Annotated in this window: 13 protein-coding genes; 7 read left to right on the top strand and 6 right to left on the bottom strand. The window is 68.2% G+C overall.

All coding sequences use genetic code 11. The annotated features are described in order from the left end of the window. Positions 1 to 478: 478 nt before the first annotated feature. Positions 479 to 1,492 carry a hypothetical protein gene (locus CHC08_RS19510; protein ID WP_143653279.1) on the top strand — a complete coding sequence of 338 codons (1,014 nt, stop codon included), beginning with the start codon at positions 479 to 481 and terminating at the stop codon, positions 1,490 to 1,492. Positions 1,493 to 1,512: 20 nt separating this feature from the next. Here CHC08_RS19510 and CHC08_RS19505 read toward each other — a convergent pair whose 3' ends face one another. Both CHC08_RS19505 and CHC08_RS19500 read right to left on the bottom strand, forming a co-directional pair. Next, a complete protein-coding gene (locus tag CHC08_RS19505) occupies positions 1,513 to 2,376 on the bottom strand; it encodes an LLM class F420-dependent oxidoreductase (protein ID WP_089208756.1) in 864 nt (287 codons plus the stop codon). Positions 2,377 to 2,761: 385 nt separating this feature from the next. After that, positions 2,762 to 3,601: an oxidoreductase gene (locus CHC08_RS19500; RefSeq protein ID WP_089208755.1), complete on the bottom strand. Its 840-nt coding sequence runs from the start codon at positions 3,599 to 3,601 to the stop codon at positions 2,762 to 2,764. Positions 3,602 to 3,724: 123 nt separating this feature from the next. Between CHC08_RS19500 and CHC08_RS19495 the strand changes: the two genes are divergently transcribed. Next, positions 3,725 to 4,270, top strand: coding sequence for a TetR/AcrR family transcriptional regulator (locus CHC08_RS19495; RefSeq protein WP_089208754.1), 546 nt, complete (start codon positions 3,725 to 3,727; stop codon positions 4,268 to 4,270). Between the two features lie 73 nt (positions 4,271 to 4,343). On the opposite strand, the gene CHC08_RS19490 is transcribed toward CHC08_RS19495, so the two are convergent. Continuing rightward, positions 4,344 to 4,829: a winged helix-turn-helix transcriptional regulator gene (locus tag CHC08_RS19490; protein ID WP_089208753.1), complete on the bottom strand. Its 486-nt coding sequence runs from the start codon at positions 4,827 to 4,829 to the stop codon at positions 4,344 to 4,346. Positions 4,830 to 5,030: 201 nt separating this feature from the next. Further along, positions 5,031 to 5,744 (bottom strand): SDR family oxidoreductase, encoded by a 714-nt coding sequence (locus tag CHC08_RS19485; protein WP_089208752.1) that lies wholly within the window; start codon positions 5,742 to 5,744, stop codon positions 5,031 to 5,033. A 430-nt stretch (positions 5,745 to 6,174) separates the two neighbouring features. Here CHC08_RS19485 and CHC08_RS52450 point away from each other — a divergent pair, with 430 nt between their 5' ends. The 3 genes from CHC08_RS52450 to CHC08_RS19470 all read left to right on the top strand — a co-directional run bounded on the left by CHC08_RS52450 (position 6,175) and on the right by CHC08_RS19470 (position 8,447). After that, complete coding sequence (locus CHC08_RS52450; RefSeq protein WP_338055687.1) at positions 6,175 to 6,618, top strand: helix-turn-helix transcriptional regulator; 444 nt, start codon at positions 6,175 to 6,177, stop codon at positions 6,616 to 6,618. 251 nt (positions 6,619 to 6,869) lie between these two features. Then, positions 6,870 to 7,757 carry a LysR family transcriptional regulator gene (locus CHC08_RS19475; RefSeq protein ID WP_089208751.1) on the top strand — a complete coding sequence of 296 codons (888 nt, stop codon included), beginning with the start codon at positions 6,870 to 6,872 and terminating at the stop codon, positions 7,755 to 7,757. A 315-nt stretch (positions 7,758 to 8,072) separates the two neighbouring features. Next, positions 8,073 to 8,447 (top strand): VOC family protein, encoded by a 375-nt coding sequence (locus CHC08_RS19470; protein ID WP_089208750.1) that lies wholly within the window; start codon positions 8,073 to 8,075, stop codon positions 8,445 to 8,447. Between the two features lie 121 nt (positions 8,448 to 8,568). Here the strand turns inward: CHC08_RS19470 and CHC08_RS19465 are convergent, their stop codons facing one another. Then, entirely contained in the window at positions 8,569 to 10,911 is a 2,343-nt protein-coding gene (locus tag CHC08_RS19465) for a DUF4132 domain-containing protein (RefSeq protein WP_089208749.1), read from the bottom strand. 263 nt (positions 10,912 to 11,174) lie between these two features. Further along, entirely contained in the window at positions 11,175 to 11,699 is a 525-nt protein-coding gene (locus CHC08_RS19460) for a P-loop NTPase family protein (protein WP_089208748.1), read from the bottom strand. A gap of 270 nt (positions 11,700 to 11,969) precedes the next feature. Between CHC08_RS19460 and CHC08_RS19455 the strand changes: the two genes are divergently transcribed. Both CHC08_RS19455 and CHC08_RS19450 read left to right on the top strand, forming a co-directional pair. Then, positions 11,970 to 12,428, top strand: coding sequence for a MarR family winged helix-turn-helix transcriptional regulator (locus CHC08_RS19455; protein WP_245878419.1), 459 nt, complete (start codon positions 11,970 to 11,972; stop codon positions 12,426 to 12,428). Then, positions 12,425 to 13,858, top strand: a complete 1,434-nt coding sequence (locus CHC08_RS19450) for an MFS transporter (protein WP_089208747.1) — start codon at positions 12,425 to 12,427, stop codon at positions 13,856 to 13,858. Before CHC08_RS19455 ends, CHC08_RS19450 begins: the two co-directional genes overlap by 4 nt. The last annotated feature ends 27 nt before the right edge of the window (positions 13,859 to 13,885 follow it).

Here is a 13,885-nt window from a genome sequence, read left to right as displayed (position 1 = left end):
CGCTCTTTGGACCGTGCTAAATGAAATAAAATTTTCGGAGCGCACGTACCAAGAAAATTACCTACACCGGACCGCCGCCTGAAAAAATTCACAGCGCGCAAAAATACGGCCCCATATTCCCCTGCGGGCCCGGTTCATGCTGGGGCAGAGGAAATGAGCATGATTTATCGGCGGAAAGCGGGGTGAGGCGGTTCCAGTAGATCAGGACACGGCCGGCCGCCGCCCCCATCCGATGGTCTTCAACACCGGAAAGGTGCCCCCTTCCAGCTGAGATCATGACGTGGACACTCAGATCCCGGCAGGTCGGGTGCACCTTTTCTTGATCTTCCCCAGACCGGTCACAAGTGGCTGAACCACCGGGATTCAGGGGAGGAACGCCGGTGAGTTTCGTCACGTCAAAGATCACATGGAGGCTCCCCCAGGAAAGATCAGAATCACGATCGCCTTGATCCTCTCTCCGGTCCCGATCGGAGCCGTGATGGCACTGATCACGCTGCTCGCCTACGCGCGGAGTTCACTCACCCTGCCGGACTACGAGGATCCGCGGGAGATCTCAGCGGCGATGTGGCGCTCTGCGGCACACCAGGCCGGCACGAGCGTCCGTGACCAGCTACTCGGGCTGGGGATATTCACCGCGGTAGCCACCGTCGCGTTCGGCGTGATCGCGCGGAAGGTCCGGCATGGCGCACGCCGGCCCACGCCCCTCCTCGCGGTGGCCGCCGGACTGACCGCCGTTTATGTGGCCATGCTCTGGCGGGTATTCCTCAGGCAACAGTCCACCCTCCTGATCGTGACCGACGGCGGGGAACTTTCGCACATCATCGATCTGGTTCAGCCCGGTTGGTACGACCCCCTCCGCTACGTCCTGCTCGTGGCCGGCGCGGTCGCACAGATACAGAGCCTCGTCCTGCTGACCGGCAGCCACGGAGTGTCGTGGTTGATCAGACATCGGAAGCAACCCGTCGAGCAGGAATCCCCACCCCTGTGGATGAGCCCGCCCCGCCAGGCAACCGTACTGATGTTGCTCACCCCGGCCTTGCTCTTGATCTACGCCGCAGTGAACTACGTCGGCTGTCGGGCCGGTCTGATCAACGAGTACGGCGAATCAGACCTCCTCCCCGAAGCCTTCCTCCTCGATATGCGGGTCCACGTCAATTATCTTGCGATCCCGGCCATCCCTGTCGTGGTGGGCGGCCTGATCCTGCTGCTCAGCCACGGGCGCGCACGGTTGTGGGCCGGCTTGATGGCTGGGATCCTCGGATTGCCCTACACCGCAGCCTTGCTGGAGTCTGCCCTGCATTACAGCGACACAAGCCTGTTCCACAACTTCGTGGCCACTCAGGTCGCAGCACCCTGGTGGAACGAGCCCGCGATATCAACCGCGGGAATTGTCATCCTCCTCCTGCATGTGGCAAGCCTGGCCCTTCTCTTCCGCACCCCTCTCCCCGTCCCCAGAACAACCAACGTGGTTCTGCTTCCAGGTGACACCTGAAAGAGGTTGGGGCCACACGTTCAGCGTCCGGCCGGGGTGATGGCGGAGATCTGGGCGGCGAGCGCGGCCAGATGCGCGAGCGAGGAGTCGGCCGCGGCGTCCGGGACGGCGGCGATGACGTGGTCGATGCCCAGGGCGGCCAGGTCTCCGCAGCGCTGGACGCTCTCCTCGACGCTCTGGCCGTCGGGGATGCGCAGGTGGAGGGTCTTCTCGATCTCCTCGTAGGGCCGTCCCAGCCGCTCGCAGTGGGCGCGCAGCACGCCGAGTTTGTGCGGCACGTCGGCGCCGTACAGGAAGTTGCAGGCATCGGCGTACTCGGCGACGAGACGGAGGGTCTTCTTCTCCCCGCTGCCGCCGATCAGGATCGGCGGGCTCGCCTGCGGCGCGTTGAGCGTACGCTCCAGTCTGTAGTGCCTGCCCTCGTACGGCTTGTCCTCGTCGCTCCACATCTGTCTGGCGATCTGGAGCGTCTCCTCCAGCCGCTCGAACCGCTCGGCCAGGGAGGGGAAGCGGAGGCCCAGCCCTCGGGCCTCCGGTTCGTACCAGCCCGCGCCGATGCCGAGGACGGCGCGGCCGCCGGAGAGCGCGTCCAGGGTGCTGACCTGCTTCACCAGCAGCCCGGGCTCGCGGTATACGGCTCCGGTGACGAGGGCGCCCAGCGTGACCCGGTCGGTGAGGGCGGCGGCATAGGACAGCGCGCCGTACGCCTCCAGCATCGGATCCTCCACGGCGCCGAAGTTGGGGATCTGGAAGAAATGGTCCATCACCCACAGGCTGTGCAGCCCCGCTCCTTCGGCGCCGCGGGCGACGTCCGCGAACCGCCCGGCGATGGCGGTGTCGCCGCCGAGCCAGGTGAAGCGGGGGCAGGTCAGACCGAGTTTCATCGAGTACTCCTTGATCGGGTTGGCACACCCGCCGCGGGATGACGCGTCACCGCGGTTTCGGGCATGAAAAAACCCTCTCGCCTGGGTTGCTGGACCCGAGGCCGAGAGGGCGCCGTAGGAGTAATCATCTCACGGGCCACGCACGACACCCGCCGGGGAAGGTGCGGTGCGTGGCCATTGGGGACGCGCACCCGGGCCATACACGGTTGCCGTCGACACTTCCCCGCCCGCAGCCCGACAGCCGTACGGGTCGGCGCGCAGCGCAGTTCTTCCCGGCCTGCGGCCCGACGGCACGGCTCTTTATGGGGCAACGCTCCTGTCCGCGGCCCGACAGCCGTACGGCTCCAACTCTTCCCGGTCTGCGGCCTGGTAGCCGTATGGAAGGTCACTCACCGGACGGGAAGTCCGTGGAGCGGCTCACCTCCGCCCACCGCGCGGCCTCGGCGGCGTGGGCATCGGACGACTTCTCCGCCAGGTTCACCGCGTCCGATCCGAGCAGCAGACGCAGTGGCGGCTCGTCGAGGTCCACGACGTCGAGAATGACGCGCGCCGCCCGCGCGGGGTCGCCCGGCGCCGTCCGGTCATAGCCCGCACGCCGACGGTTCATGGCGCCGACGGTCTCCTCGTAGTCCGGCCCCACGGCCGGGATGCTCATGGACGAGCCGGCCCAGTCGGTGCGGAACGCGCCGGGCTCGATGATGACGACCTTGACGCCCAGTGGCTTCACCTCGTTGTTGAGCACCTCCGAGAAGCCTTCGACCGCGAACTTCGCGGACTGGTAGGCGGCCAGGCCGGGAGATCCGCCCACGCGCCCGCCGATGGAGGAGAACTGCAGGATGTGCCCCGAACGCTGTGCGCGCAGCACCGGCAGGGCGGCCTTCGTGACATTGACGACGCCGAAGAAGTTGGCTTCGACCTGTGCGCGGAAGTCCTCGTCCGACGTCTCCTCGATCGGGGAGGAGTTGGCGTAGCCGGCGTTGTTCACCACCACGTCGAGCCCGCCGAACTCGTCGACGGCCAGCCGTACGGCGGCGCGTGCGGCGTCGGCGTCGGTGACGTCGAGGGCGAACGTGCGCACGCGGTCGCCGTACTTCCGCACGAGGTCGTCGAGCTGTTCCGGCCGGCGGGCGGTGGCGACCACCCGATTCCCGCGCTCAAGTGCGGCTACCGCGAGCTCGCGTCCGAAGCCGCGCGAACTTCCCGTGATGAGCCAAGTCCTGATCACCGTGTCTCCTCCAGATGACTTGCGGAGTATCTGTCACATCAGTGTGACACTAACAGGATTTTGTGCCTCATCTCTGTGTATGTCAAGCGGGCAGGTGTCACACCTCAGTACACTGGTGGGATCATGAGAGCCGATGCCGTCCGCAACCTCGACGCGGTCCTGCGTACGGGTGCCCGCCTGCTGGCCGAGGACCCGTCGACCAGCATCGCCGCGATCGCCGCCGAGGCCGGAGTCGACCGGCGCACCGTCTACCGGCGCTTCCCCACCAAGGAGGCCCTGCTCGCGGCCATCTTCCAGGCGAAACTCGACTCCTCCGAGCGGGTGCTGGACACGGCCAGGCTCGTCGAGGCCCAGGTGGCGGTGGCGCTGCACCGATATGTGGAGGACATCATCCCGGTCAGCCGGGAGTGGCCGGTGGATGTGCGCCGGATGATGCGTGCGGATCCGGCCGCGAATGCCCGCCGGGAAGAACAGAGCGCGCGGCTCGACAGGTTCGTCCAGCGGGCGGCCGACGAAGGCCTGTTACGCGCCGACGTGCCCGTCCACTGGGCCCGCGCCATGCTGAATCACCTCGTCGACACCGCCGCCCACCAGTTCCCCCTGCTCGATCCCCCGCAGGCCGCCGATCTCATCGTCGACACACTGCTCAACGGCGTCGGACGGCGATAACCCCGCCGGAGCTTCTCCGGAGACGACTCGACGAGCCGCGCGAAGAGGGTCGCGAATACCGCGGGGTCCACCTTCAGGAGCGCGGGTCCATGACCGGAGCGGAGGCGGTGAGGCTGAACACCACGCTGTCGGCCGGGATGACGGTATCGGTGTCGTCGACGAATGCCACACGCACCGGTCGTCCGTGGTCCGCCGAACGCCTGAGAACGCTCGGTCCCGAGGCCGGGGGCCTGTTCTCGTCGCCCCACTGCTGCAGCGCGGCAAGCACCAGGAGCAGTTGCTCGCCTGCCGGAGTCAGGTGGTAGCTGTACCGGGTTCGGGCGCCCGGCTCGCGATAGGGCTGCTTCTCCATGACATCTGCGTCTACGAGAATGTTCAGGCGATTACTGAGCATGTCCGGGGCGATCCCGAGCCGGTCGCGGAAGTCCGCGAACCGGGTCACCTCCTGCAAGGAGGCTTCTCGCAAAATGAGAAAGGTCCACTTGTCGCCCACGATGTCGAGCGTGCGCGCGATCGAGCACACCTCTTCTGCCTTGTGCTTGACATTGACGGTACCCATGGCGCCAGTCTAACTCCTGAGTCGTTCATTCCTACTCAGTGCTGCTTGATCAACGCAACAGCGCGGATCAGGGAGAGTTCGCAACGGCGATCCTCCGCGGCGCGGGCGGCGCTCACGTTCGTCAAGTCCGGCTGGGACCACCCGTACATGCTCGGCTGGGAAAAGGGGAGACGCCGGCCCACCGCCGTCTCACCCGATGGGTTATCGGGCCGCGGGCAGACCGGGATAGAGCTGCTCCAGTCCGCCGGAGAGCGCGGCCTTGGCATTGCGGCTCTTGTCGTCGGCGACCACTTCGAGGGCGCGCGCCTGAACACCGTCCAAGGCCAAGCCCGCCACCCAGGCGGGGTCGACCTTGTCCGAGCTGTCGACGTAGTCGGCCATGTCCGTGTCCATGTAGCCGACATGGAGAGCCGTGACGTCGATACCGGCGGGGGCCAGCTCTTGCCGGATCACGTTGGTCATCGCTAGCTCGGCGGCCTTGGCCGCGCTGTAGCCGCCATACGACGGATAGTGCACCCAGGACAGAACGGACAGGACGTTGAGAATCGCCCCACCTCCGTTGGCGGCGAGGACGGGGGCGAAGGCGCGGGCGACGTCAAGAGATCCGAAGAAGTGCGTCTCCATCTCACGCCTGATGTCCGCCATGTCGCCGTCGATCAGCCCCACGTGCGTACTGATGCCGGCGTTGTTGATCAGCAGTGTGGCGTCCGACGCGACTTTCGCCGCTTGCGCCACGGAGGCGGGATCGGTGATGTCCAGCTGCAGCGGCACGACCCCCGGGAGGTCGACCGACTCCGGACGCCGAGCGCCGGCATAGACCTTCTTGGCCCCGCGCCTGAGCAGTTCGGCGGCCAGTTGCCGCCCAAAACCGCGATTTGCCCCCGTCACCACTGCGACAGCGTTCTGGATGTCCATGCGTGTCTCCCTCTGAGTCCTGGATACCTATCCAGAACTTAGCTTGCCTGGATAGGAATACGCAACTCAAAGGGAAGCCTGGAGTGGATGCTCGGCAGACCCGCATGTGCGGTGGGGGCGCGTCCGGCTCAGGTCGCCTCTTGGCCGGCATGCACGAGCCGGTGGTACGGCCCCGGGTGGATACGGGTCTCTGACCGTGGGCAGATGCCAAGTGATCGATGAGGAGATAGCTTCTCGTCATGGAGTGGGCTCGGCGGCTCGGTGGAAAAGGCGTTGCCGACGCGGCGGTGGCCTCGGGCCATGCTCGGCCTGGCGTGTGCCGCGGGCGTACTGGCGACCGTGGCGGGGCCGTCGCGCCGAGCACCGTCTGGCTGTCGTTCGTGCCGACCGTGCTCGTGCTGTACCTGGTCGCCTCCACCACCTCGGTCGGATGGTCGGTGACGGGCTTGGCGGCGTGCGCGTCCGCCGCGGTGACCGTGGTCCTGATCTTCTACGCCCAGGTGCTCCCCGGCCTCACACCCGCGGCCGCGCCCAGCCGGCGACCGATCTGCTGGCCGCCATCCGGGTCGTCGTCGCCGGCGAATCACTGCTCGCGCCCACCGTCACCCGTCGGCTCATCGCCGAATTCCTGCGACACCCTCGCCCTGCTCCGGCCGGGCGGGACCTCGGCGGCATCACCCAGCGCGAGCGCGAGGTGCTCACCCTCATCGGCAGGGGAATGTCCAACTCCGAGATCGCCGAGCACCTTCACCTCACCGTCGGCACGGTCAAGACCCACATCAGCCGGCTCCTGGCCAAACTGCACGGCCGTGATCGGGCCCAGCTCGTCATCGCCGCCTACGAAGGCGGGCTCGTCAACCCGTCACCGCAATGATCACCAAGTTCGCCGGCCCCAGAGGTCGAAATGCCGGTAAGAGAGACAGCGCTCCGCCGTGATCGAGCGGAGGCGTACGGGCCCGCGAGGACCGATCCGCACCAGGGTGATCAACGCCTGATCCCGGCCGATGAGGACTCCACGCAGATCAGGGGCGACCTCAGGAGAGGTCCGGCTGTTCCCCTGCTTCCCTCTTGACCTGATATGCCAAACTTCCCCCATATATTGCGCAAATAGGCGAAATGGGACCTGTGGAACTACGGGACATCGAGATCTTCCTGACCTTGGCCGAGGAGCTGCACTTCGGCCGCACCGCCGAGCGGCTGCACGTCTCCGTGGCCCGGGTCAGCCAGGCGATCAAGAAGCAGGAACGAGCCATCGGTGCCGAGCTTTTCGCGAGGAGCAGCCGCAGCGTCCGGCTCACGCGGCTGGGTGAGCAGTTGCGGGACGATCTGCGCCCGCTGCACCAGGGCCTGGCGCAGACCTTGGAGCGGGCACGACTGGCCGCACACGGCAAGACCGGCACGCTCCGGGTGAGCCTGTTCCCGGCCAACATCCAGGAGCTGCGCCGCTACTGGGAGACCTTCCGCGCCCGGCACCCGCAGTGGGAGCTGCGCCTGCGGATGTCGGCCTACCAGGATCCGTTCGCCCAGCTACGCAACGGGGAGGCCGACATCCTGGTCACCTGGCTGCCGATCGAGGAGCCCGACCTCACCATGGGTCCACTGCTTTTCGCCGAGCCGAGGGTGCTGGGTGTGGCCCGCGACCATGCGCTCACCAGATGGTCCTCGGTCTCCCTGGAGGCGATCAGCGACTTCCAGCATCCCGCCGTCGAATCTGTGCCCGACTCCTGGTACGAGCGATACGTCCCGGAATTCACCCCCGGGGGCCGCTTGATCGACCGCACCGCCACCGTGAACAACATCGAGGACATCTTCATGACTACGGTCCTGGGAGAGACCGTCGCCCTCTTCCCGCTCCACGTGACCCGGTACTATCCCCGCCCCGACATCGCCTACCTGCCTGTCAATGACATGGACGCGCTGCCGTACGGGTTGGTGTGGTGCAGCGCCGCGGAGAACGACATGATCCGCGGCTTCGCCCGCGTCGTCAGCGACCTGGGACCGCTGCCCGGCTGAGATCGTCCACCGTCGTGTTGTTGCCGGCCATGCCGATGCGCGGCACGTCGGTCCTCCCCTGAGCCGCTGATCGGGCCTGATCCACGCCGATGCGAAGCCCTTCGCGGACCGGCCGGCACGCAGCCCCTCGGCCGGTGTCGGGGAGACCTCGATGTCGCGGATCTCCAGCGTGTCCTCCCCGGCGTGAAGTCTGCGGTTAACGCAGCGTTGCAAGATCCGGCATTGCTCCGGCCAGGCCGTACCGACAATCTTGATATGGGGCGAATAACCGCATAAGAGGGAAAGCTTTGCAAACAACCACACACAGGCAGAATCATGAACATAGTCTCCTCAACGGTCGTCTTCACCGTCGACGATCTGGCAGGCTCCCGCCGCTTCTTCACCACTCATCTGGGTTTCCGCGAGGTGCTCGAAACCCCGGACTTCACCTGGCTGAGCCGCGACGACGCGGCCGCGGACATCCTGCTGCACCAGCGCGACCTCGAACTGCCGCGAGAGCGGATCGCCCAGCCGGTGGTGGCGTTCGCGGTCACCGATCTGGCCAGGGAATACGCGCGCCTGCACGCGGAGGACGCACCCATCACCAGGCAGATGTGGCGCAACCCGTGGGGTGAGTGGCTGATGCGTCTCACCGACCCCAACGGCATCGTCGTCGAGCTGACCGAATGGATCGCGCCCGGCGGCGCCTGATCCGTCCCCCTCATCGAACACGCGCCCAAGACACCTCAGAAGGGCGGGAGCCGCACGGTGACGACCAGGCCGCCACCGTGACGGGGAACCGCCTCCGCTACGACGGTGTCCGAGCGGGCGTTCAGCCGAGCTGCCGGGTGATCTCCGGGTCGGTGATCGCCGTGTCGTCGGCCAGGAGGAACGCCTTCGAAAGGATCACCGACAGCGTCCCCCCGTCGTCCTCGAACGGCAGGAACACCGATCCGGCCGCGCGCCCGCTCGCCGGGACGATGCACAGATACGCGTCGTTGGGCTCCATCAGGATGTTCGTCGACCCCAGATGGATCTTGTACGTCCTCAGATCACCCCGTACAAGAAGGAATCTGTCGGTCAGCTCCACCCGGGAGGCGATCTTCAGTTTCGGCAGCAGCCGCGCCAGCACCTCGCGCCGGGTCTTGGCCGTCTCCGTCAGCTCGCCGAAGCCGTGGGAGCGCCAATAGCGTTCGTGGCCGATCAGCGCCTGGTCGTCGCGGGCGACCGAGGCCACGCCCACGGCGAGGTCGGCCTCCCGGAGGATCTCCGACAGCACCAGCGGCGGCAGATCGGCCATCGACGCCGGTTGCCCGTCGCGGTGGAAGGTGATGCCCTCGGTGGCGCACAGCATGGTGGTCTCGGCCCCGGGGGCGGAGACGATGTGCATGGCCCAGCGGGCCTGCCAGCCCGCCAGGTCGCGCACCACCTCGCCCTGGTCGCCGCCGTTCTCGTAGTCCCAGTTGCCGATCGACCGGCCGGTCCAGCCGCGCTGGCCCAGCAGGGTCCGGGCCTGGCCGTAGCGCAGAATGTGGCCGGCGAAACGGTTGGAGAAGGTGCCGGTCCGCTCCTCGGCGGGGGTCAGCAGGTAGAGCTCGCGGAAGACCTGCTTGAACGGCTGGCGTACACCGCCCTCGAGAAGATGGTCGCGCCACGCCGCCACCTCGTCGGCGGTCGCGTGGATCGGGTGCCACAGGCCTGCCACGGTGTCGGGGGCGGGGCGGTGGCCGGCCAGTTCCCAGCCGCCGGCGGTCTTGACCGGCAGGGCCGCCGGGCCGCCGGCGATCTGCCAGACCAGGGTGCGGGCGTAGGGGCCGGTGACGGGATGGTCGAGGAAGTACTCGGTCACCTCGCGCCAGGGCCACGTCCGTTCATGGACGATCGCCTGTTCCAAGCGGGATCGCTCGGCCGCCTGCGTCAGCTTGAGCTCCTTCAGGATGGCCCGCAGATCGGACAGCTCCGCGCGCAGATCCTTCGGCAGCGACTTGACGGTCTTGCCGGTGGCGTTCACGTAGCGCAGGGCGGACACGTCGGCGCACAGCCTGACCCGGTAGTCGCCGATCTTCTCCTCGCGGACGCCGTCGGTGTCCAGGCCGAAGGTGGGGACCGTCCGGTCGAGCAACTGCTCGCGGGTCAGCCCGTTCTCGTCGGCCACCGCGTCGAGGGCGAGGCTCAGATTCCTCTGTACGGACCTCGCGCGCGCCTTCGCCTGGATTCTGGACAGCGGGACGATCACGTCGAGGCCGCCCCTGCGGGCCAGGACACCGACGGCGGCGTTGGTGACGGGTTCGCAGCGGCACGTGGAGCCCATCCCGTTGCTGCCGGTGCCGCAGGTCATCGCGACGTCGGTGACGAGCGAGGTCACCCAGCGCTCGTCGATGACCTGGCAGGTCCACAGGATGCCGCGCACGACGACGATGGTGTGCTCCTTGAGGAAGACCTTGTCCCACCACTCCTCGTTGTCATAGCGGTCGACCCAGTCTCCGCCCCGGTAGGCCGCCAGCCGCGTGAGCAGCTCACGGACCAGGGCGACCGCGCCGGGGGTGAGCATCCGCGCGGCGTTCCTGAGCCACCGGGCGCTGGGTTTGGTCGAGCGGGCGGTGTTCCAGTGGCGGAACAGCGGCAGTACCTCGACCAGGCGCGGGCCGTACTCCTCGGCCAGCATGCGGGCGAAGGGGTCGATGTCCCCGATCTCGGTCCGGACCACCCCGGCCGGGCCGTGCTCGGCGGGTTCGGTGAGCAGCTCGGTCATCTGCTCGGCCAGAAGCGCCCGCGCGTCCTTCAGCCACGGTCCCGACGTCAGCCAGCGCAGCAGGTCCCGGCGCAACTGGTAGTCGAACCGGCGGGCCGCCGCGAGCGGGATCCGGAACAGCTCCTCGTAGCGGGTGTGCCCCTGCCGCACCCAATGCTCCGCCCGGCTCATGAGGTGGTGCGCTTCCCGGTAGGTGAAGTCGATGTCGCGCTCGGCCACCGACCGGACCACGCGCAGCACCCGCTCGTCGTAGTCGTGGCCGCCTTCCGGCCCCAGCCAGAGCCTCATCTGCGCGTAGGTGCCGTAGACCCGCCAGTCGACGCCGGGGCCGGGGTCGAGTCCCTGCTCGGTGAGCTCGTCGAACCGCTGGTAGGCGGCACTCGTGTCCGGGCCCATGTGGTCCCATTTGCTCGCTGGCGTCATGACACGGCTCCACTGATGATCGGAAACGCTGGGTGATCATGAATATCAGCTGGAACCGACAGATTCCCCCTGCCATTGGCTCTGGACAGGCGGCCGGCGGCTCCCCGGGAGCCGGCTTCACCAACCTGACCGCAAGGTCCGGACCTGGCGTGACCCGCCCCTGAGAGCCCGGCAAGACGTTTCTCCCGCTGGTCAGCCGCGCAGCCAAGCCCTACTTCGCCCCTGGCCGTAGCCGTGGAAGTTCCAGGCCGAGTCGTGTGCCGCTACGGAAGGGAGCGGGTCAGCCGGGTGACAGCGTCGCGGGAGGTGAGGCGGACGAAGGTCAGACGGGCGTTGGCGGGGTCGGCGGCGGCGCGTTGATAGCGGTCGCGCATGGTCGCGTGCTTCGTCCAGGCGTAGCGGATGATTGACTCGTCCTTGTCCAGCAGGAAGCGGAACGACTCCTTGTTGCCGTTCCACAGTTCCATCCCCGTGGCCATCCGGTGCAGCGTCCTGGACAGCAGCTGGCGCATCACTAGGTGCCGCGGCAGATCAAGCCAGACCACGGTGTCGGCGCGCGCCCACACCAGGTCTCGTACGGCGGAGTAGTTACCGTCCACCACCCACCTCTCGCCCGAGGTGAACCGGTCGACCTCCGCGCGGAACCCCTCGACCGGCCGCGGCGTCCAGCCCGGCATGTGGAAGATCGAGTCGAGCTCCAGCCACGGCGCGCCCAGCCGCCCGGCGAGTGCCGCCGCCAGCGAAGACTTGCCCGACCCTGAGATTCCCACCACTGATACGCGTCGCACCCGGGCAACTTTAGTCAGCACCGTAACGACCCGGCCCAGGGTCAACGGGAGTTCGTCCTTGGAGATTTCGCCGGTACCACCGGGGCCCGCCGGCGAGCCTCGATTACGCCGGGAAGACCTCGGCCGGGGGGGTTGAGGAACAAACGTTCTTGAGCGCCTACAGCGTGGAACCGTGCCGCCGGAGGTCGGCACTCTGAGAGTGTCGCAGACGGGCGGAACCCACCAAAGCATTTCCATAAACTATGAATATAAAAGGGTTATGCTTCGAGCATGAGTCGTCAAGACACCGTTCCTGGCGCGTCCGCCGCCATCGGGGCAGCCCTCTACGGCCTGGCCACCAGGACCGTGAGACGCCTGCCCCGGGACATGAGCCTGACGTCCGTCGCCACCCTGGCCACCCTGGACCGGACCGGCCCGCGGCGCATCACCGATCTGGCCGCGGTCGAGGGCGTCACCCAGCCCGCGATAACCGCCCTGGTCCGGGTGATGGAGGAGTCCGGCCTGGTCGAGCGGCGGGGCGACGCGTCCGACAAGCGGGTCACGCTGGTGTGCCTGACCGAGGCCGGCGCCTCCTATGTCCGGACGCGGCGCCAGGCGGGCGTCCACGCGTTCGAGCGGTTGATCGGCGAGCTCACCGGCGACGAGGTCGAGGCGCTGGTGGCGGCCCTTCCGGCGCTGAAGCATCTGGCAGAGCTCGAAAGCCAGGACCGCGAAGGGCCGAAGCAGTGACCGGGCGGCCGGTCGGCGGGGTCGCGGTGAAGGCATTCCCGGTGGCGCGTTCCGAGGCGCGGCTGCTGGTCCCCGCCCTGATGTTCATCGCTCTGGTCGTGGCGGCGGTCGCCAGCCTCGGGACGCCGCTCATCACCAGCGTGGCGACCTCGTTCCACGTCTCGCTCGGCAGCGCGCAGTGGACGCTGACCGTCGCGCTGCTCAGCGGCGCCGTCGCCACGCCGGTCCTGGGCCGGCTCGGAGCCGGCCCGCACCGGCGGGCCACGATCCTCGCCACGCTGGCGGTCGTCGTCGCCGGCAGCGCGCTCACCGTGCTGCCGCTGCCGTTCGCGTGGCTGCTGGCCGGCAGGGCGGCTCAGGGCGTCGGGCTCGGGCTGACGGCGCTGATGATGGGCGTGGCCCGGGACCACCTCCCCGAGGAGCGCAGCGCGGCCGTGATCGCCCTGATCTCGGTGGTCTCGATCATCGGGGCCGGCGTCGGCTACCCGCTGGCCGCACTGCTCGCCGAGCTCGGCGGGGTACGGGCCGCCTACGGCCTCGGCCTGGTCGTCACCGCCGCCGCCCTCCTGACCGCGTGGCGCTCCATGCCCGAAGCCCCCGAAGGCCGCTCCGCCCACGTGGACGTGGCAGGCGCGGTCGTCCTGGCCGCTGCGCTGCTCCTGGTGCTGTTCCTCGCCGGCGAACGGAATCTGTGGAGCCGGCACCTCGCCGTGGCGGCGGGCCTCGCCGTCGTCGCGGTGGTACTGCTCTGCGCCTGGGCCGTCATCGAGCTGCGCAGCACGACGCCCCTGGTCGATGTGCGGGCGGTGCGGCACCCGGCGGTCGCCGGGGCGAACCTCGCCATGTTCGTCGGCGGGATCGGCATGTACCTCCTGCTCACGCTCATCACCCGGTACGCGCAGACGCCGCACGGCGCCGGCTACGGCTTCGGGCTGACGACCTTCGTCGCCGGGCTGGTCCTCATCCCGTTCTCGGTGCTGGGGTTCGTCGCCGGCAAGCTCACGCCGCGGGTCCGGACGCGGATCGCCGACCCCCTGCTCCTGGCCGGCAGCGCCGTCGTGGTCGGCGGTGGGTTCGCCCTGTTCGCGGCGGCCCGGTCGGACCTGGCCGAACTGTTCGCGGCGATGGGCGTGCTCGGCTTCGGCGTCGGCGGCTTCTCGGCCGCGATGCCCGGCGTCATCCTGGCCGTCACCCCCAAGAGCGAGACGTCGAGCGCCATGAGCTTCAACTACGTCGTCCGCAGCGTCGGGTACTCCCTGGGCAGCGCCATCGGCGGCCTGATCCTCGCCGCGGGCACCGGCCCCGGCCACCTCTTCCCCGACGACAGCGCCTACACCACCGCGGCGCTGGTCGGCATCGGCGCCATGGCGATCACGACGCTGACAAGCCTCGCTCTCGCCCGCCGACGCTCGTCCGAGACCAACCCGTAAGTCAGATGCACTCATCCCAACACTGGA

The organism is Streptosporangium subroseum (assembly GCF_900188345.1).
GTDB classification, from domain to species: domain Bacteria; phylum Actinomycetota; class Actinomycetes; order Streptosporangiales; family Streptosporangiaceae; genus Streptosporangium; species Streptosporangium subroseum.
This window is presented reverse-complemented; position numbering and strand designations above follow the sequence as displayed.

Bases quoted from the DNA above. Each gene is read 5' to 3' on its own strand.
- CHC08_RS19485 (WP_089208752.1), bottom strand. From the start codon at position 5,744: ATGGACATCCAGAACGCTGTCGCAGTGGTGACGGGGGCAAATCGCGGT.
- CHC08_RS19490 (WP_089208753.1), bottom strand. From the start codon at position 4,829: ATGGGTACCGTCAATGTCAAGCACAAGGCAGAAGAGGTGTGCTCGATC.
- CHC08_RS19455 (WP_245878419.1), top strand. From the start codon at position 11,970: ATGAGTCGTCAAGACACCGTTCCTGGCGCGTCCGCCGCCATCGGGGCA.
- CHC08_RS19510 (WP_143653279.1), top strand. From the start codon at position 479: ATGGCACTGATCACGCTGCTCGCCTACGCGCGGAGTTCACTCACCCTG.
- CHC08_RS19495 (WP_089208754.1), top strand. From the start codon at position 3,725: ATGAGAGCCGATGCCGTCCGCAACCTCGACGCGGTCCTGCGTACGGGT.
- CHC08_RS19465 (WP_089208749.1), bottom strand. From the start codon at position 10,911: ATGACGCCAGCGAGCAAATGGGACCACATGGGCCCGGACACGAGTGCC.
- CHC08_RS19470 (WP_089208750.1), top strand. From the start codon at position 8,073: ATGAACATAGTCTCCTCAACGGTCGTCTTCACCGTCGACGATCTGGCA.
- CHC08_RS19505 (WP_089208756.1), bottom strand. From the start codon at position 2,376: ATGAAACTCGGTCTGACCTGCCCCCGCTTCACCTGGCTCGGCGGCGAC.
- CHC08_RS52450 (WP_338055687.1), top strand. From the start codon at position 6,175: ATGGTCGGTGACGGGCTTGGCGGCGTGCGCGTCCGCCGCGGTGACCGT.